Origin of the sequence: Micromonospora sp. RTGN7 (assembly GCF_033804645.1) — a bacterium.
In the GTDB taxonomy this organism is placed as follows: domain Bacteria; phylum Actinomycetota; class Actinomycetes; order Mycobacteriales; family Micromonosporaceae; genus Micromonospora.
The window spans coordinates 1-18,004 of record NZ_JAPZLF010000002.1 but is presented as its reverse complement, the minus strand read 5'-3'; the positions used below and the strand labels follow the sequence as shown (position 1 = coordinate 18,004).

Sequence of the window (18,004 nt, the reverse complement as noted above, 5' to 3'; positions counted from 1 at the left end):
GGGGTCGGGTCAGCGGCGGCCCCGGCGGGCGCGGAGGTAGTCGCTGACCACGTACTCGCCGAGGTCGTCGAGGTCGGGGGTGAACATCCGGCCCCGGGAGCGGCTGGCGACCGCGTCGACGAAGCGGCGCAGGCCCGGGTCGTCGCCGAGCATGAACAGGTTGAGTGTGGCGCCGGCCCGGGTCAGCCGGTCCACCTCGCGAATCGTGGCGTCGACCGTCTCGGACAGCGGCGGCCAGTGGAAGCAGGCCTCCCCGTCGTCGGGGTCCAGGTGGGCGGTCGGCTCGCCATCGGTGACGACGAGGACCACCGGCTCCGCGCCCGGGTGCCGGCGCAGGTGCCGGCCCGCCAGCCGCAGCGCGTGCTGGAGGTTGGTGCCCTGCTGGAGGTCCGGCTCCACTGCCGCCAGCTCCGCCTGGGTCAGTGGCGCCGCCGCCAGGCCGAACCCGACGATCTGCAACGCGTCCTGCGGGAACCGGGTGGCCACCAGGTGGGACAGGGCCAGCGCCGTCTGCTTCATCGGCCCCCAGCGCCCCTGCGAGAACATCGAGTACGACAGGTCCACGCAGAGCGCCACCGCCGCAGACGCCCGGCGTTCGGTCTCCACCACCTCGAAGTCGGAGGCCGCGAGCTGGAGGGGCACCGTCGGGCCGACGCGACGGACCGCCCGGGTGAGGGTGCCCACCACGTCGAGCGGCTGCTCGTCGCCGTACTCCCACTGCCTCGACGCCCCGCTCACTTCGCCTGCGGCGCCGGCCGAGCGCAGGTCGTGCTGGCCGCGCGGCCCGGCGGTCAGGTCGGCGAAGACCCGGCGCAGGGCGGTGCCCGCGAGCCGGCGCAGCGCCTTCGGGCTCAGCGTCAGCCCGTCGGGGTCCCGGGTCACCCAGCCCTGCCGGCGCAGCTCCCGCTCCAGCTCCCGCAGTCGGCGTACGTCGGCGGCTGCCTCGCGGCCGAGCGTCCGGGACACCGCGTCGACGTCCACGTCGTCCAGGGTGGCCCCGGGGTTGTCCTGGCCGAGGGCATCCAGCAACTCGTCCAGCTCGGCGATCTCGTCGAGCGCGCCGGCCGCCTCGCCGTACCCGAGGGGCTGCTCGCCGCGGACCCGCTCCCCCCGGTTCCAGTTCAGGTCGGGGCGCAGCGCCCGCAGGTTGGCGTCCAGCGCCGACAGCTCGCCGACCATCCGGTCGCCGAGGGACTGGTGCATCAGGCCGGCGAGTTCCTCGCGCTGCCGGTCCGACAGCGACCGCATCAGCCGCTCACCCGCCGCCGCGCGCCGGGCCAACACGTCGACCAGCTCGTCGACGTCGGCCGGGCGCTCGGGGAAGAACTCGCCGTGCCGGCGCATGAACTCCGCGAACGCGTCGGTGGTGTCCTCCGACCGGGCGTGCCGGGCCAGCAGGTCGTTCAGGTCGCGCATCATCTCGGCGAGCTGCCGCTGGGCGGCCGGGTCGGCGGCAGCCCGGGCCGCGTCCCGCAGCCCGGCGAAGCGCTGCTCCAGCACGTCGCCGCGCAGCCCGTCGAGGATCCGCTGGTACGCCTGCCGGGCCTCATCGCTGGCCCAGGAGTACCCGGCGAGCTCCTGCACGGCACGGGCGGTGGAGCGGGGCAGGTTGTCCAGCACCGTCTCGGCGAACCGGGCCGTCTCGTCGGCGCGCCCGCGCAGCTCGTCCCGCTCGGCGGCAAGGGCCTGGTCGAGCAGCGCCCGGGCCCGGGTGACCGCCCCGTCCAGGCCGCCCCGGCGCAACGCCTCCCGGCGCAGCCGCCGGGCCCGGGCAGCGAGGCCATCCAGGCCGTCCCGCCCCTGCGGGCCGCGCCGCAGCAGGTCGCGCAGCGCCTCCCGCAGGCTGCCCCCGGCCAGCACCTCCGCGCCGACGGCGTCGACGGCCGTCTGCACGTCGTACGGCGGGGCGAGCGGGTCGGGGCCGCCACGCCACTGCCCGTACCGGAACCGGTTGCCGGCCACGCTCAGCCCCGGTTGCCGTAGACGGTGCGCCCGCTGTCGCTGACGTTCTTGCCGAGCCTGCGGGTCAGGTGCAGCCCCTCCAGGACGAACTCGATGCCCGCCGCCGCCTGCGCCGGGGTCGGCGCGTCGCCCATCCCGAGCCGGTCCAGCGCCTTGGCCAGCCCCGGCACGGTGCCGACCTGGCGCAGCAGCTCGGCCGAGGAGACCAGCTCGCCGGTCTCGACCACCCGGTCGTCGTCCACCAGGGCGGTGAAGCCGGACGGGTCCAGCCCGGCCAGTCGGGACCGGAACGTCTCGGCGGTGGCGGTACGCAGCAGGTGGCCGAGGATCTCGACCTCCCGGCCGTCCTCGCCGCTCTCGAACTCGACCTTGCCGCGCAGCGTGGAGGTCACCGACGCGGCGTCGCCGACCCGGGCCACGGGTGCCTCGAACGCCCCGTCGGGGCCGGCGGCGAGCAGGCCGGAGCGGCGCAGCGCAGCGGCGGCGACCGTCTCGGCGGCGGCGATGGCGAACCGGGCGGAGACGCCGGAGCGCTGGTCGACCGACGGGGAGTCGCGCACCGCGCGGGCGAACCGGGCGAGTACCTCCAGCACGTGCTCCGGCACCTCGGCGACCAGGTCGGCCTCCTGTCGGATCAGCTCCAGCTCAAGCTCAAGGTCGATCGGGTAGTGGGTGTGGATCTCCGCGCCGAACCGGTCCTTCAGCGGGGTGATGATCCGGCCCCGGTTGGTGTAGTCCTCCGGGTTGGCGCTGGCCACCAGGAGCAGGTCCAGCGGCAGTCGTAACTGGTAGCCGCGGATCTGGATGTCCCGCTCCTCCAGCACGTTGAGCAGTGCCACCTGGATCCGCTCGGCGAGGTCGGGCAGCTCGTTGACGGAGAAGATGCCCCGGTTGGTGCGGGGCACCAGCCCGAAGTGGATGGTCTCCGGATCGCCGAGGGTGCGCCCCTGGGCGACCCGGATCGGGTCGACGTCGCCGATCAGGTCGCCGACGCTGGTGTCCGGGGTGGCGAGCTTCTCGCCGTACCGCAGCGAGCGGTGCAGCCAGGCCACCGACAGGTCGTCCCCGGCCTCGTCGGCCAGGGCGCGGGAGGCCGGGGTGAGCGGGCGCATCGGGTGCTCGTTGAGCACCGAGCCGGGGATGACCGGGGTCCACTCGTCCAGCAGCGCCACCAGCGAGCGGATCAGGCGGGTCTTGCCCTGGCCGCGTTCGCCGAGCAGCACCATGTCGTGGCCGGCGAGCAACGCCCGCTCGACCTCCGGCAGCACCGTGTCGTCGTACCCGACGATGCCGGGGAATCGGTCCTCGCCGGTACGCATCCGGGCGAGGAGGTTGTCGCGGAGTTCCTGCTTGACCGTGCGGTGTCGGTGCCCGGCCGCCCGCAACGCGCCGAGGGTGGCGGGCAGGTCGGCGGGCGGGACCGGGAGAACCTGGTTGGGCGCAGTCACCCGACCAACGCTAGCGCGACCCCGCCCGCCCCCGCCGTCATCGGGCTACGCTCACCTGCCCGCCCTGGCGCGGATCAGCTTCGGCACCGCTGCCAGGCCGGTGAACGGCCGGAACCCGCGGGCGGCGGCGGCCAGCGCCGCGTACTCGTCGGCGGTGAGGTCGATCTCGGCGGCGGCCGCGTTGCGCTCCATCTGCTCCACGCCGGATGCGCCGGGGATCGCCACCACGTTGGGGTGACGCAGCAGGTAGGCCAGGGCGATCTGGCTGGGGGTGGCGTCGTGCGCGTCGGCCACCTCGCGCAGTGCGCCGAGCAGGGCGGCGCCGCGCTCCAGGTTCTCCGGCAGGAAGTACGGGTTGGCCCGGCGCACCGCCCCGCTCGGCGGGTTCTTCGCGTCGTACCGGCCGGAGAGGAAGCCCTGGGCCAACGGGCTGTACGCGATGACGACCCGGCCGGCCTGCTCCGCGTACGGCAGCAGGTCCTCCTCCGGCGCCCGGTCGACCATGCTGTACCGGACCTGGTTGCTCAGCACCCGGCGCCCCAGCGCCGCCTCGGCGACCTGCCAGCGGCGCAGGCTGTAGTTGCTGACACCGACCTCGCCGACCAGCCCGACGTCCTGCAGCACGCGCATGCCGCGCATCGTGGTGTGGTCGGCTACCAGTGGATTGGCCTGGTGCACCTGGTAGAGGTCGAGGTGGGTGACGCCGAGGCGGGCGGCGGAAGCGACCGCCCGCTGCTGCACCACCGGGGCGACCGGCAGGATTGGAAAGATCTTGCTGGCGATGACGACCTTCTGCCGATCGTCGCCGAGCGCCTCCCCGAGGATCCGCTCGCTGCGGCCGAAGCCGTACAGCTCGGCGGTGTCGAAGACGGTGATCCCGAGGTCGACGGCACGCCGGACAATGTCGGCCGCCCGGCGCTCGTACCCGGGGCCGTAGCCCCACTCCCGAGACCCGAACTGCCAGGTACCAAGGCCGATCTTGGACAGGGGTTTGGGAGTGTCGAGCGGGAGGAAACGCACGGTCCCGAAACTACCCCAGCGCGCGCTGCCGCTGAGGAACATGCCCTTGCATCACCACCCGGTGGCGGGCCGGCATGTTCCGCAGCGTGAGCACCCACCCCACTCCCGCAGCCGCCCTCACCCTCCACCGCATAACATGATTAAAACGGACAATCAGAGAACACCCCGGGGCCCTGCATCCATGGCAGCTACCAGCTCGCTGCGGCCGAGAATACGGAATTTGCGATAGATGTTCGTGAGGTGCAGCTCAATTGTGCGCAGTGAAACGAAGAGGTCCTGCGCGATTTCGCGATTCGTCTTGCCACCGACGACCATCTGGGCGATCCGCTCCTCGGTGGGAGTCAGCGCGTCGCGCCCTGACTGCGCCCTTCGCCTCGGCCTGCCCCCACTTCTCACCAGGTCGACGTGCGCCTGCTCGGCCAACATCTCGGCACCACAGCGATGGGCCATGTCAAGCCCACGGCGAAATGAATCTCGTGCGTCGCGTTGCCGTCCCGCCCGCGTCTGCGCACGGCCGAGGTCGACCAGCGTGCGGCCGAGATCCAGGTGGAAGTAGGAGCCCTCGAAGGCGGACACAGCCTCCTGCATGAGCTGCAGGGCATCATCCTCGTTTGGTTCGAGTTGTGCCAGGGTGTGCAAGCTTTGCCCCAGCAGACGGGCACCTCCCCAGCCCCGGGCGCTGGCGACCTGCCGACGCGCAATGACCTGCGCCTGCGAGTCGTGTCCAAGTTGGGCCAGACCTACTGCCGTGTCCATCAGCCACGGATTGATCGCCGGATTGACCACGCCCAGGGACGTCAACCGATTCCCTGCGGTCAGCAGGTCGAGAAGCCCGGCACGGACGTCGCCTCGTGCAACTCGAAGGCGTCCCCTGGTGGCCAACAGTTGGTGATAGCGCCACTGGTTTGGCACCTTGTACAGCAACCCGGCCTTGGAGAGCATCTCCCCGGCTTCCTCGTACTCGCCCTGGGCAAGCAGAACGTCGACCATCGTGCCGACCTCGTGAAAGGTGATCGGCGCCGGCAGGCCGTCGTTCACGTCCTTCATTGCCGCTCGCGCGTATGCCTCCGCGGACTCCAGATCGCCGCGCCGCAGCGCCGTCTGGCAGCGCAGTGTGGCAATTTCGGTGGGCAGCAACGCATGATTTTGTTGTTCGACGTCCGCCAAGTGTCGCTCTACGAGATCGAGCCGATCGGCATAAAGCAACACCAGTAGCGCGAAGGCAGACGTCACCGAGTTGACTAACATCGAATGACCGGCGAAAAGAAACTCGTCGGCCATAGCGACGGCCTGGTCCTGCTGGCGCCCGGACCAGGCGAGACGGGTTGCGATGATAATCTGATGGGGCGAGTCGAGCATGGGCAGCCGCGACTCGCCGGCACCGCTTGGTCCATTTATCATGGACAGCAGGTCACGATACGCGATCATCTCCTGGTCATCGCCGTCACTGTCGATGAGGTGGCGGCTGAGCACCTCGATCGCTCGAGCAAAATCACCCTGCACCGCGAATCCCGTAGCGAGATGCCAGCTTATGGCGAGGCGCTCGGGGCGAGACTCCATGCTCGCACTCGCGTATTGCAGGTAACGGATCGAGTTGTCGACGTCACGGTGCCGCAGGGCGACGCCCAGGCCCATGGCCAGACGGGCCCGATGGGCCGGTGAAAGTGATCCCTGCATGGCCCTTTCCAGGCACGCAATGGACAATTCATCGTCGCCAATGGCAGCCAGTTCACTGGCAGTCAGAGCGAGCAGCCTGACGACGTCAGGGTCGCTGGTGACACCCAGCGCCAACAGATGGAAGGCCACCCTCCTCGGAGCGTGACCCGCGCCCTCCGCCAACAGACTTCCCGCCTTATGGTGCAGGCTGCGGCGTCCCCCCGCTGCCAGGCTGCCATACAGCGAGGTCTGCACGATGGGATTAGCGAACGCAATCGTCGAGTTCAGAAATCCTGCCTGCGCCATCAGCAGGATGACATCCGTGGTGATCGACTTCTCGAGTGAGCACAGCGCCGCGATCAGGCTGATGTCCGCATCGCTGTCGAGAACAGCGATGGCGCGAGCCACATCGAGCGCATGCGGCGAGAGCCGGTTGAGTCGGTTCGCCACGTACTCAGCGATGCGCGGCACCGATAGTTTGACCAACACCCCGAGATTCTCGACGGTGGGTGCGATCTTGCTGGTGGAGAGCATGCGGCACAGCTGGTTGGCGAAGCCTGCGGTGCCGCCGGTGAGGGCCAGGCAGGCTGTGACGAAGTCATCGTCAGCCCGGACCCGACAGTGACTCTCGACAAGCTCTCGCCCCGCGTTGCGACTGAGCGGGGTCAGATGCAGGGACGTACAGGTCACGGTGTCGCGCAGGTCCTCAATCAGCCCGATGTCCCTGGCCGGCTCACCTCGGTTGACTGCCAGCGCGAGCAGCAGGGGAGAACCGGCGGAGCGGCGTGCCAGATGCACCAGCCAGCTCAGCGACTCACGGTCCACCCGGTGCAGATCATCAATGACGATGATGAGTGGGCCGCCCTCCATCATCTTGCGGGTCTGATGGTAGAGACTGGCAAACATTTCGTCCGTCGTCCGGCGTTCGGCGAGACCGCTCTGCGTGCCACGGTGGGACCCTGCGGCAGTCTCGCTTCCTTCGACATCGACGGGCAGAGGTATTTCGATGCCGGCTGGCTGGAACAGCTCGCGCAGCGTCTCGAAGGGTCGAACTTCCAGCCCTCCGCCGCCCGACGCGAAGAGAATCTTGTTGTCGCCTCGCCTCGCGGTGGCGACCAGGTAATTTAGGAGCGCGGTCTTACCCTCGGCGTATCCACCTTCGATAATTAGCAGGCTTGAGCGCCCCTCTTGAGCATCGGCCACGAGTTCCCGTATTCTTTCAATCTCGCACTCGCGATCGAGCAGAAGCTCGGTACTGTCTGCGTTCATCTGTCCCTCTGTTATCGCCACTTGCGCCTGGTGATGAAGCCGGCCCTCAAGGCTCGAACGTCGGCACCCGTACTTCACGAGCGGTTGCACACTGTGCCGGACTCGTGGCAGAAAGTATCTTTGCGCCCTAAGCCGTCACGACGGACCACATGCTACTGGGGCGAGGTGACATACGTCACGCCCACGTCGAAGCGATTTGCTTGCCACCCCTACAGCTGCCCCTAAAGGTCAAAGACTCCGGTCCGTCCACCCCCGGCACCTGGTGCCGACGTGGGCGGCGGCGCATACTGCGATCGATCTACCCCCGATTTGCTTGCAGGACAAATATTTGATTCTGGTGGTAAGTGCGGACCGGCCCACGAGCTGTACGCGAAGGCGGGGACCAGCATAAGGAAGGGCCCCAACAACTTCGCCGAGGGCCCAAGTCAGCGGCTCCTGCCACCCTCCCGCATCGCATCCACACCGGTGTTTCAGATCGAACCAAAGGCGGTCGCAGGCTGGCCCCTGACCTGCTCTATTTCGGTCAGGCAGCGCCATTTCGGTCGTGCGAGTTCCGCTTCCACACAGGGGCGAGGACCTGTTCCGCCAGGTCGGACCGGAACCAGCGCGTGAAGCCCGCAAGGGCCCGGATCCAAGGATCCGGACCCTGCGGGCCCTGGCGAGTCCCCCCCCAGTGGGCAGAGAACCTCGCATCACCACCCGCCACGCGGGTGATCGAGTATTACTCGGGGTAGTTGCCGTGCTTGTGTCCAGCCAGGTAAGGACTGGTCACACCGCGGTAGGCCAGGTGGAACATCATCCCGCGGGCGGCGTGCCGCAGATTGTGACAGTGGTCCATCCAGATGCCCGGGTTGTTGGCACGCATCGCGACCTCCCAGGTCTGTCCTGCTGCCACGTTGAGGCTGTCCAGCCAGATTGGAGCGCCGGTTGTCGGTTTACCGTCCCGCGCCAGGACCAGTACGTGCGAACCGTGCGGATGCATCGGGTGCGGCTCGATGCTGCGGTTGACGAAAACGAACTTGATGAGGTCGCCCTCGTCCACCAGTTGGGGCGGGATGTCGGGGTAAGTCCGGCCGTTGACCGTGTAGGTGGTGTCGAACCGACCGTCATAGAACGCGATCTTCTGGTCGAGCACCAGGGTGAAGGTGTGATCGAAGTCTGATCCGCGGGTGATCCCGGTGTCGGCCGGCGCGCCGTACGAAAGCAGATCCACCTTGCGGTGAGGCCCGGTCGCCGGCGACCGTCCCCCCTCGGCCGTGTGCAGTACCAGCCCCACCTGTTCGATCCCGGACACGGACACCAGGACCGAATCGGTTGGCATGGCGAAGACGAAGTCGACCCGACCACCGGCGGCCACCTCCACCGATGGGTTGGGCACCAACTCCGGGCCGTTGATCTCCATTCCGTCGGCCGCGCTGATCGTCGCGGACACACCGGTCAGGCCTACCGTTCGGGGCACCCCGTCCGTGTTGATCATCCGTAGCCGGACCTTGACGCCAGCCCGGACGCGTAGTCGCTCCAGTTGGTCCCGGTCGCGGAGGATCACCGTGGGGTTGATGCTGCCCTCGGTGTCGAAGCTGTGGACGGGCACGACCAGGTCCACGTCGTCGGGTGCCGCTCCGGTGGCCGGCTGCACGACGAACGCACCGAAGAGTCCCCGCCGGACCAGCTCGTTCGAGCGCTGGTGGGAGTGGTACCAGTAGGTCCCGGGCTGGGTGGCGCGGAAGCGGTAAACGAACTCGCCACCCGGCGGTACGGCATCCTGGGTCACCCCCGCGACGCCGTCCTCGCCGTTGGGCACCGGGTAGCCGTGCCAGTGGATGGTGACGCCCTCGGCGACGTCGGTGTTCCGCAGCGTCACCTCGACCGTGTCACCGACGGTGACCCGCAGCTCCGGGCCGGGCACAGAGTTGTTGAAGGCGAGCGCGGCGACGGACCGGCCCGAGGGGAGCCTCACCGTCGTGTGCGACGTGACCATGGTGAACTTTCGGACCGGCCCACCTCCGGGCGTACCGCGTAGCTGCGCCACCGAGAGCACTTTGTCCGGGCCGGCGTCCGAGTGGGCGCGGGCGGCAGCGCTGCGCTCGGAGGAGTACTCCTGCGGCAGCTCGCTGCGATTCTGGAGCACGACGACGCCAGCGCCGGTGAGCACCACGACCAGCCCGGCGGCGAGACGACGCAGCCACGTCCCGCGGGCCGCCCGCGGGCCGGCCTCGCCGTGGTCGCTGACGCGTCCCCAGCGGACCGCCGCCCGCCAGGTGACGAACGCGCCGAGCGCAACAAGCGGCACCAGTAGCGCCACGGCATCCGAGATGCTGACCGGATAGCCGAACACCATCAGCACCAGGAAGGCTGCCACCGCCGAGTAAAGCGCGATCCTGATCGGGGCGACAACGAGCGGATGGATCGCCACCGACCGGAGTTCCCGGGAGAGGGGCCGGGCGGTAGCCGGGGCAGCCGGGACGGGCCCTGCGGGTGTCGCGGCCGCCGTCTCCTGCGCAGCCAGACGTCGAAGGCGGACTAGCGGGCGCATGCTGAGCAGCAGAACAGCGGCGGCGGAGACCAGTTGGACCGGCAGGCCGAGCACCAGCGTCTCCTGCACGAACCACCAACCAGAGCTGAGCAGGGCGCTCGCCACCGCGACCCGCAGCACGACGATGGCGACGGAGACCACAACCGCCACCAGGGCGGTCGTAGTACGGCGTCGAATGCGGGCAGGATCTGTCACGCGTGCCAGTCCGGCGACGGACCGGCTGGCGACGAGCCAGCCGGCCACCGAGAAAAACACCACGAAGAGGTCAACACTCAGGAGATCGAGTACTGGCACGGACGTTGCTCCTTCGTAGTTTGTCTGTTGCTACGCGCTCGTCGCCACAGCGGGGGTGGAGGCGACGAGCGCGTCCTTTCCGCTGGTCGGCCCGGCTAGGCCGTGGTCGTCAACTGAGTGGCGAATGATGACCAGCGCGGTCTTGATGAACCAGACAGCCGGCACGAGCACCACGAACAGGGGGTAGAAAACGCCGTAACCCAGATCCGTGTTGCCGGTGAGGAAGAGGATCAAGGCGGTCACCACACCACCGAGGCCGCCGAAGATGCCCAACAGACCGAGCCACCGGGGGAAGCGCGAGTCGGTCAGCATGGCCGCACCATACGCCAGGGGCGCAAACCCGACGAAGGCCAGCATGGACATGATTTCCATCGAGTAACTGGTCCGCAAACTGACCGCGAAGTTAGCCGCCCACACATCTTTCGAGTCAGCGCCGGCCGCCGCCCAATTGTCAGTAATGAACGCGTGCACGTAGCCATCGCGCGCCATAGTGACCAGAAGCAGGGTCGCCCCGGTAATCGCGAGGCCGTTTCCGATCCGCGACAGCGGCCGAGCGGCGCCGCCCTCGACCACGGTTCCGAGCGTCATCATGCCGGCCAACTTCAGCAGCATCGCCACCGCGATCACCATGTGCACGAGGAGCCAGGAGGTCCGCTGCTCGGCGATGCCCTCCATGTAGGTCTCGGACGAGACCATGCCGAATGGGTCCTGGATACCAAGCACGATGGCCAGGGACGCAATGATTGTGATCACCGCGCCCGCGATACCCGCGATGGCTCCGATCCGGTAACTGTCCCGAGCAGACATGGCCTCAGTCCCCCATTCCGTGAAAACCACCATCGACATGGACGATCTCGGCGGTGGTCGCCGGGAACCAGTCCGAGAGCAACGCGACGCAGGCGCGGGCCACCGGCTCGCAGTCATCGGCCTTCCAGCCCAGCGGCGACCGGCTGTCCCAGACGGACTCGAATTCGGCGAAGCCGGGGATGCCGCGCGAGGCCACCGTGTTCAGCGGGCCGGCGGCGACGAGGTTCACCCGGATGCCTCGGTGACCGAGGTGCCGGGCCAGGTAGCGGGAGCACGACTCGAGGCCAGCCTTGGCGACGCCCATCCAGTCGTACGAGGACCAGGTGACGCGGGCGTCGAAGTCGAGACCCACCACCGAGCCACCGTCGCGCATCAGCGGCGCCGCGGCGACCGTGAGCGCCTGGAGCGAGTAGGTGGAGACCTGCATCGCTGTGGAGACATCGCTCCAGCGCGTGCTCAGGAAGTTGCCACCGAGTGCGGTTGCCGGGGCGAACGCCACCGCGTGCAGGACACCGTCGATGCTGTCGACGTGCTCCCGCACCCGGTCAGCGAGGCTCGCCAGGTGCTCCTCGTTCGTGACATCGAGTTCGATGACCGGCGTCGTCGGATCGGGGAGCCGCCGTGCCGTCCGTTGCACCAGGCTCATCCGGCCGAATCCGGTGAGGACCACCTTCGCGCCCTGCTCCTGGGCGAGCCGGGCGACGTGGAAGGCGATCGAGCCGTCTGTCAGCACTCCTGTGACGAGAATGTTCTTACCTTCGAGAATTCCCACTATGTTCCTATCTGGACCCTGACCCGAGGGTCACCTACGCTGCTGGTTTACATTTCTGAATTAGCTCGGCGCCGGCTGCGGTGTCACCGGCGTCCGGCGGAGCCGGGCGAGCAGAGGGCTGGTCATCATCGTCGTGACCAGGGTCATCGCGATGAGGATCGCGAAGAGGCTCGGCGTGATGAGCCCCATGGAGAGCCCGATGTTGAGAACGACAATTTCGGTGAGCCCTCGGCAGATCATCATCGCGGCAAGGGTTTTCGCGTCCCGAGCGTCCAACCCGGCGATCCGAGCGGGCAGGATCGTGCCGATGGCCTTACCGGCCACCGCGACCACGATGACCAGGACCAGGACGAGCCAACCGGTCAGCGTGGTCAGCTCGTCGAACCGGGTACGCAGGCCCACGATCGCGAAGAACAACGGAAGCATCAACCAGAAAGTCAGCCCTTCGAGCTGATGAGAGAACTCCTCGGTCGCTCGCACCCGTGGCGTGATCATTCCGGCGAGGAAGGCGCCGAAGATCGAGTGCACGCCGATCAGGTCCGTGATGAGCGCAGATACCAGAATGACGAAAAGTAGGAGGACCATCACGCCGCGTTGATGGTTGGTGTTCTTCTCGGCCCGACTGGCGACCCAGGCAAGGAGCGGACGCACCACGGTCCACATCACGACGACGAAGACGACCGTCAGTAGGACGGTACGCAGGACGACGGCCGGATTGCCGTCGCTGGCCAGCGTGACTACCAGCGCGAGACCGCACCAGGCGGTGACGTCGGCGATCGCGGCGGTGAGCATCCCCAGCCCGCCGATCGGCGTACCAGCGAGTTTGCCGTCGGTGAGGATCCGGGCCAGGACGGGAAAGGCGGTCACGCTCATCGCCAAGCCGACGAACGCGGCGAAGAGCATCGGGGAGACACCGACCGGCCGGTACTCGTCCGGAATGAGCAGAGCCGTGAGTACGCCCAGCAGGAACGGCACCGCGATGCTGGCATGTCCGGTGAGCAGAGCCGTTCCGGTGGCCCGGCGGAGCTTGGACAGCGGCAGTTCCAGACCGATCAGGAACATGAAGAGGACGACGCCGACCTGGGCGATCGCATCCAGGAAGGGCAGAATGTCGGTCGGAAAGATCGCCGCGGCAAGATCCGGAGCCAGCAGCTTCAGCACCGAGGGACCGAGCAGGAACCCCACCATCATCTCGCCGATCACCCGGGGTTGACCGAATCGCTGAGCGAGACTGCCGCACAGGTGGGCGCAGATGACGATCACGGCTGCCGACAGCAGCAGCTTGTAGAGGACCGAGCCGGGCTCGGCCAGCGGAACGGCCACCGGGTCGGCTTTCGCGGCCAATGCGGTGACCCCACCGGAGAAACCGAACTTCAGAACCAGTACAGCCAGGGCGGTGGGGCCGATGACGAAGGCTACGTAAGCCAGCCGGGTACGCACCGGGCTGGTCCGCGCCAGCGTCTCGACCCGGTCATCTCCCCCGTCGACAACGGTCACGTCGACTCGAATCCTCTCTTCCGGTAGCACAGCCGATACGGGTACCGCGCGTCCCGTGCCAGTCCGGGGCCGGACTGGCACGGGACGAGACGAGACGGGGACGCACGGTACCCAGAAGAGCGCGAGGTGCGACCGTTCCCTAACCGACCTGGACGGTGGCGCGCTCGACGGTGACCACTCCGGCCCGGGCGAGGAGCCGCAGCAGGTGCAGCTGGACCTCGCTGAGGACCTGCTGGAGCTCCGCGTAGCGGACGGGACCCTCCTGCAGGCACTTCCACACGCCGGAGCCGCCATCGACCGCGTCGATCGACCGCACCTCGAGCCCGTCCGGCGCCCCCTCGACCGAGAACCGGTAACAGGGCACCGCGTGCGACAGCGGGGACACGACCGCCGACCCATTGGCGACAGGGTCGGACCAGTAGCGGGTGATGGCCTCCCGTTCCTCGGTGGGAATCTCCACCGGCAGCGGCGGCACGAAGCCCTTGAAGCCGGGGATGTCCAGGGCGAGGCTCGGCCGCATGAGCGCACCCGGGGCCAACGAGATCAGGTCATCATCGGACAGCCCGATCGAGGCAGCCTGCTGGTAGGCCTTCATGTACGGACCCTCGGCGTCGAGCTCTTTGCCGTCCTCGTTGGTCATCACCCGTAGCAGGTCCGGCTCCATCGTGGTGCTGAGCAGGATCTGGAAGGTCTGCTCCCGGATGTCGCCGGCGAGGTCCTGGCCACGCGTACGCCAGTAGATGCTGTCCGGGTTGCCCTTGCCGATCGAGTGGTACCACTGGTCGATCGAGAGGGAGAACGACTCCGCGATGCCGTGCCACTCCTGGTCGTAGTCGCGCCACAGGTCACGCTTGTGCTGCTCGTCGACGTTCTTGTCGAAGGTCGCCTTCAGCACGGTGGCTGCGGACAGCCCGTGGTGCATGGCGAACGCCACGCCGGAGGAGAAAAGCGGGTCGACGAAGTACGCCGCATCGCCGATGAGAATCCATCGCTCGTCGAAGTCGCAGAACCTGTCGTTGATCATGGAGTAGTTGGTCGCCGTGACCATCTTGTCGGAGATCGGCTTCGCGTCCTTGACCAGGTCGCCGATCAGCGGGACACCCTTGATGGCCTTGGTGAACACCTCAATGTCGGTGAAGTCCTTCCCTTCCTCCTTGAGGATGGCCGGGATGGTGACAATTCCCACCGAGTGCGTGACAACGCGCTTACCATCGATGGTCTTCGGGACCGGGATGTACCAGCACCAGCCGTCGGAGAACGCCGAGCAGGTGATCGGCGAGCGGCCCTCCGGATGGAAGATGTTCCAATCCTCGTCGATCTCGTAGCTGTGCGTAGCGCCGACATAGTGCTGCCAGATGGCGATGTTCTTGTAGCCCGAAAGGTAGTCGCGCTTCTTTTTCGACGCGATGCTGTTACGTCGACCCGAGGCGTCGACGAAGTAGCCGCAGCGGACGGTCCGCCCGTCGTTCAGGGTGATCAGACAGCCGTCCTCCAGCCGCTCGAAGTCCGAGACGGTGTGTTCCTCGAAGACCTGCGCCCCCGACTCGGCCGCGTGTTGGAGCAGCATGTGGTCGAAATCCGCACGATTGACGTGCCCGGCCCACCGGTGCACGCCGTCCTGCTGGTAGGACTCGTGGTCGAAGAATCCGATGGCGGGGCCTTCGGCAGCGCTGTCCCAGTTGAAGATGCCACCGAACTTCTGCACCCAGAAATCGCTGGCCATCATCTTCTCGAGGGCCCCGATCTCCTCGAGCGCCGGGGTCGTCGGGTGGGCCAGGGACTCGCCGATGTGCTCCCGCGGGTGCGTGACCTTCTCCAGAATCGCCACCGACAGGTTAGAGGTACGCGCCAACTGGGCGGCCAGGGTCGACCCAGCGGGTCCGCCGCCCATGATGATGACATCGTAGTAGGCGCCGAGCTCTTGAACCATTTTCTCCTCTTCCTGATTCGCCCATGAAGCGGACAGACGCCACAGGGCCACCCAAGCGTGACTGACAGTGGTCGGCGACAAATCGCACAGACGACGCCTCGTCAAATGTGCAGAACGGCCCCTCAGCCGGAATCCGAAGCTCACCGGCGAGGGTGAACGGACCTACGCTGCCTGGTGCAGGTAGCCAGAAAGTCAGCCAGTTCCCGGGCCGCCGATGCCACGTTGTCGAGGCCAGCATGGCAGCGCCCGTCCCCGTTGGGGCCGAAGGGATGACCGAAGGCTTTTGCCGAGACCGAAGGAACTACCGCAGGTTTTTGTGCCGCAGCAGTCCAACCTGCATCGTGTAATGGCACTACAACCGGGTCGAGCATGGCGTGAATGGTGGGCGGAGGTTATAGTTCGATTTCTCCCCGCCGGGTTCTGCCCTGGCTCACCAGCGGCACCCTCTCATCACGCTGGGACCCCCGTTGGTGTGACGAAACACCAGCCCGCCGAAAGGAAGCTGTCGGGGCAGCGCCGAAACCGTGGCTGACAGCTATCGCACGCTGCTCGAATCTCCTGACACCCGTCGGTTCGTGATCGCCGCCGCCGTGGCCCGGCTGCCCATGTCCATGCTGGGCATCGCCACCCTCCTGCTGGTCACGTCGGCAACCGACTCGTACTCGCTCGCCGGCGCGGTGTGCGCAACCATCCTGACCGCCCAGGCCCTCGGAGCGCCGTACATCGGACGGCTGACCGACCGCAAGGGCCAGGGCCAGGTCCTGCTGCCGACCGTGTTGATCCACACCGCAGGGCTGGCCGGCCTGTTGCTGTCCGCCTTGTGGGAGCTGCCGGTCTGGACCTTCTTCGTGTTCGCCGCCGTCGCGGGCGCCGCCTTCCCCCCCATCGGCTCTCTGGTCCGGGCACGCTGGGCGGCCATGGTGGGGGGCACGGCGAGCCTCAAGAGCGCGCTCTCGGTTGAGGCAGCCATCGACGAGATGATCTACATCATCGGGCCTGCGCTCACCACTGTGCTCTCCGCGTCCATCCACTCCGCAGCCGGATTCGCCACCGGCATGGTCTTCACCCTCCTCGGCGGCCTGGCCTTCGCCGCCCAACGCCGCACGCAGCCACCTGTCGACAGCAGCGGCGGTCGTGGAGCGAGCGCGGTCCGAATCCCCGGAGTCCGGGTGATTTTGCTGTTCTGCGTCACCCTGGGGGTGGTCCTCGGTTCGGTCGAGGTGTCCATGGTGGGCTTCGCCGAGGAGCAAGGTCGGCTGATCCTGGCCGGTCCGCTCGTGGCCGCGTTCTCGGTGGGAAGTCTCGTCACCGGCCTCTACTACGGCTCACGGCAGCTGCCGGGGTCACCGGTGCGCCGGTTCCAGATCGCTGTCCTCTGCCTCGGCGTCGGCACGATTCCGCTGCTTCTCGCTCCGAACCTGGCGGTGATGGCGTTGAGCAGCTTCATCGCCGGCGCCGCCGTCGCACCGACCCTGATCGTCGCATACGAGATCGTCCAACTCCTGGTACCTGCCGACGGCATCACCGCAGGCTTCGCCTGGGTACAGACGGCGTTGGGAGTGGGCCTGGCGATCGGCGCGGGATCGGCTGGTCAGATCGTCGAATTCGTGGGCGGGCGCCCGGCGTTCGCCGCAACCGTGGTCGCCGGCCTGCTCGGGGTCGCGATCGTGTTGCCCACCGGGCGGATCCTTCGCGTAGGGCCGACGCCCTCGCTGGCCACGGCCGCCGCCCAGGAGCCGAGCGAGGTGGGGTGAGGCGGCATCGGTCGTACGGTGCTCGAGGATGTTCTGGTAGGCGGCCTGCGCTGAGTCCGCCTACCAGAACATCACGGTACCGGTCATAAAGCCTCGTTCATTGAATTCGGCCACGACCCCTTGGCCTATTCAAGCTCCGAGCACCCATTGTTCGTCCAGGTGTCGCTGCTGGCGAGGAGTCCGGTGAGTTGTTGTTCTGGGGTTTCGGTGACTTCGGCTTTTGCCGCTTGGACCTGGTTTTGTACGACGCTGTCGTAGGTGGGGCGGTTGACTGAGCGGAATACGCCGATTGGGGTGTTGCTCAGGTCGAGGCCGGGGAGTCGGGATAGTGCGAATGCGTAGGCGGGGTCGTTGACGGTGGTGTCGTGTACGACGATTTCTTCTGGGCGGACGGTGGCGGTCTCGCGTACCTGTAGGCCGAAGCCGCCGGGTGGGTGGATCACGCAGAGTTGTCCGTCGGTGCCGAAGGTGATGGGTTTTCCGTGTTCGAGTCGGATGAGGTAGTCGTCTCGGGTGCCTGGTTCCTTGAGTTGTTCGAACGCGCCGTCGTTGAAGATGTTGCAGTTTTGGTAGATTTCCACGAATGCGGAGCCTTGGTGTTCGGCTGCGGCTCGTAGCACCGATTGGAGGTGTTTGCGGTCGGAGTCGATGGTGCGGCCGACGAAGGTCGCTTCCGCGCCGAGGGCGAGCGAGAGCGGGTTGAACGGGGCGTCGGCCGAGCCGGCGGGGGTGGATTTGGTGATTTTGCCGACTTCGGAGGTGGGTGAGTACTGGCCTTTGGTGAGGCCGTAGATCCGGTTGTTGAACAGCAGGATCTTCAGGTTGACGTTGCGGCGTAGGGCGTGGATGAGGTGGTTGCCGCCGATTGACAGGGCGTCGCCGTCGCCGGTGACGACCCAGACGGACAGGTCGGGGCGGGACACCGACAGGCCGGAGGCGATCGCGGGGGCGCGTCCGTGGATGGAGTGCATGCCGTAGGTGTTCATGTAGTACGGGAAGCGTGAGGAGCAGCCGATGCCGGAGACGAAGACGATCCGTTCGCGGGGGATGTTCAGTTCTGGC

11 protein-coding genes are annotated in these 18,004 nt (G+C 67.6%); 1 reads left to right on the top strand and 10 read right to left on the bottom strand.

Annotated features, from left to right (window positions below):
• Window positions 1-9: 9 nt before the first annotated feature.
• The 9 genes from SNR22_RS03415 to SNR22_RS03375 all read right to left on the bottom strand — a co-directional run bounded on the left by SNR22_RS03415 (window position 10) and on the right by SNR22_RS03375 (window position 15,188).
• Window positions 10-1,962: a vWA domain-containing protein gene (locus tag SNR22_RS03415; protein ID WP_320064964.1), complete on the bottom strand. Its 1,953-nt coding sequence runs from the start codon at window positions 1,960-1,962 to the stop codon at window positions 10-12.
• A gap of 2 nt (window positions 1,963-1,964) precedes the next feature.
• On the bottom strand, window positions 1,965-3,410 hold the full coding sequence (locus tag SNR22_RS03410; RefSeq protein WP_320064963.1) for a magnesium chelatase: 1,446 nt from the start codon (window positions 3,408-3,410) through the stop codon (window positions 1,965-1,967).
• A gap of 51 nt (window positions 3,411-3,461) precedes the next feature.
• Window positions 3,462-4,430: an aldo/keto reductase gene (locus tag SNR22_RS03405; protein ID WP_320064962.1), complete on the bottom strand. Its 969-nt coding sequence runs from the start codon at window positions 4,428-4,430 to the stop codon at window positions 3,462-3,464.
• Between the two features lie 153 nt (window positions 4,431-4,583).
• Window positions 4,584-7,355 carry an ATP-binding protein gene (locus tag SNR22_RS03400; RefSeq protein WP_320064961.1) on the bottom strand — a complete coding sequence of 924 codons (2,772 nt, stop codon included), beginning with the start codon at window positions 7,353-7,355 and terminating at the stop codon, window positions 4,584-4,586.
• Window positions 7,356-8,076: 721 nt separating this feature from the next.
• On the bottom strand, window positions 8,077-10,182 hold the full coding sequence (locus SNR22_RS03395; protein ID WP_320064960.1) for a multicopper oxidase family protein: 2,106 nt from the start codon (window positions 10,180-10,182) through the stop codon (window positions 8,077-8,079).
• 30 nt (window positions 10,183-10,212) lie between these two features.
• Window positions 10,213-10,989: a DUF4386 family protein gene (locus SNR22_RS03390; RefSeq protein WP_320064959.1), complete on the bottom strand. Its 777-nt coding sequence runs from the start codon at window positions 10,987-10,989 to the stop codon at window positions 10,213-10,215.
• 4 nt (window positions 10,990-10,993) lie between these two features.
• On the bottom strand, window positions 10,994-11,764 hold the full coding sequence (fabI, locus tag SNR22_RS03385) for an enoyl-ACP reductase FabI (RefSeq protein WP_320065340.1): 771 nt from the start codon (window positions 11,762-11,764) through the stop codon (window positions 10,994-10,996).
• Between the two features lie 57 nt (window positions 11,765-11,821).
• Window positions 11,822-13,258, bottom strand: coding sequence for a cation:proton antiporter (locus SNR22_RS03380; RefSeq protein WP_320064958.1), 1,437 nt, complete (start codon window positions 13,256-13,258; stop codon window positions 11,822-11,824).
• Window positions 13,259-13,397: 139 nt separating this feature from the next.
• On the bottom strand, window positions 13,398-15,188 hold the full coding sequence (locus SNR22_RS03375) for an NAD(P)/FAD-dependent oxidoreductase (RefSeq protein WP_320064957.1): 1,791 nt from the start codon (window positions 15,186-15,188) through the stop codon (window positions 13,398-13,400).
• A gap of 524 nt (window positions 15,189-15,712) precedes the next feature.
• Between SNR22_RS03375 and SNR22_RS03370 the strand changes: the two genes are divergently transcribed.
• Window positions 15,713-16,942 (top strand): MFS transporter, encoded by a 1,230-nt coding sequence (locus SNR22_RS03370; RefSeq protein WP_320064956.1) that lies wholly within the window; start codon window positions 15,713-15,715, stop codon window positions 16,940-16,942.
• 125 nt (window positions 16,943-17,067) lie between these two features.
• On the opposite strand, the gene SNR22_RS03365 is transcribed toward SNR22_RS03370, so the two are convergent.
• Window positions 17,068-18,004 (bottom strand): 2-oxoacid:ferredoxin oxidoreductase subunit beta (locus SNR22_RS03365; protein WP_320064955.1); only part of this gene is annotated, 937 nt, incomplete at its 5' end.

Bases quoted from the DNA above. Each gene is read 5' to 3' on its own strand.
- SNR22_RS03400 (WP_320064961.1), bottom strand. From the start codon at position 7,355: ATGAACGCAGACAGTACCGAGCTTCTGCTCGATCGCGAGTGCGAGATT.
- SNR22_RS03390 (WP_320064959.1), bottom strand. From the start codon at position 10,989: ATGTCTGCTCGGGACAGTTACCGGATCGGAGCCATCGCGGGTATCGCG.
- SNR22_RS03375 (WP_320064957.1), bottom strand. From the start codon at position 15,188: ATGGTTCAAGAGCTCGGCGCCTACTACGATGTCATCATCATGGGCGGC.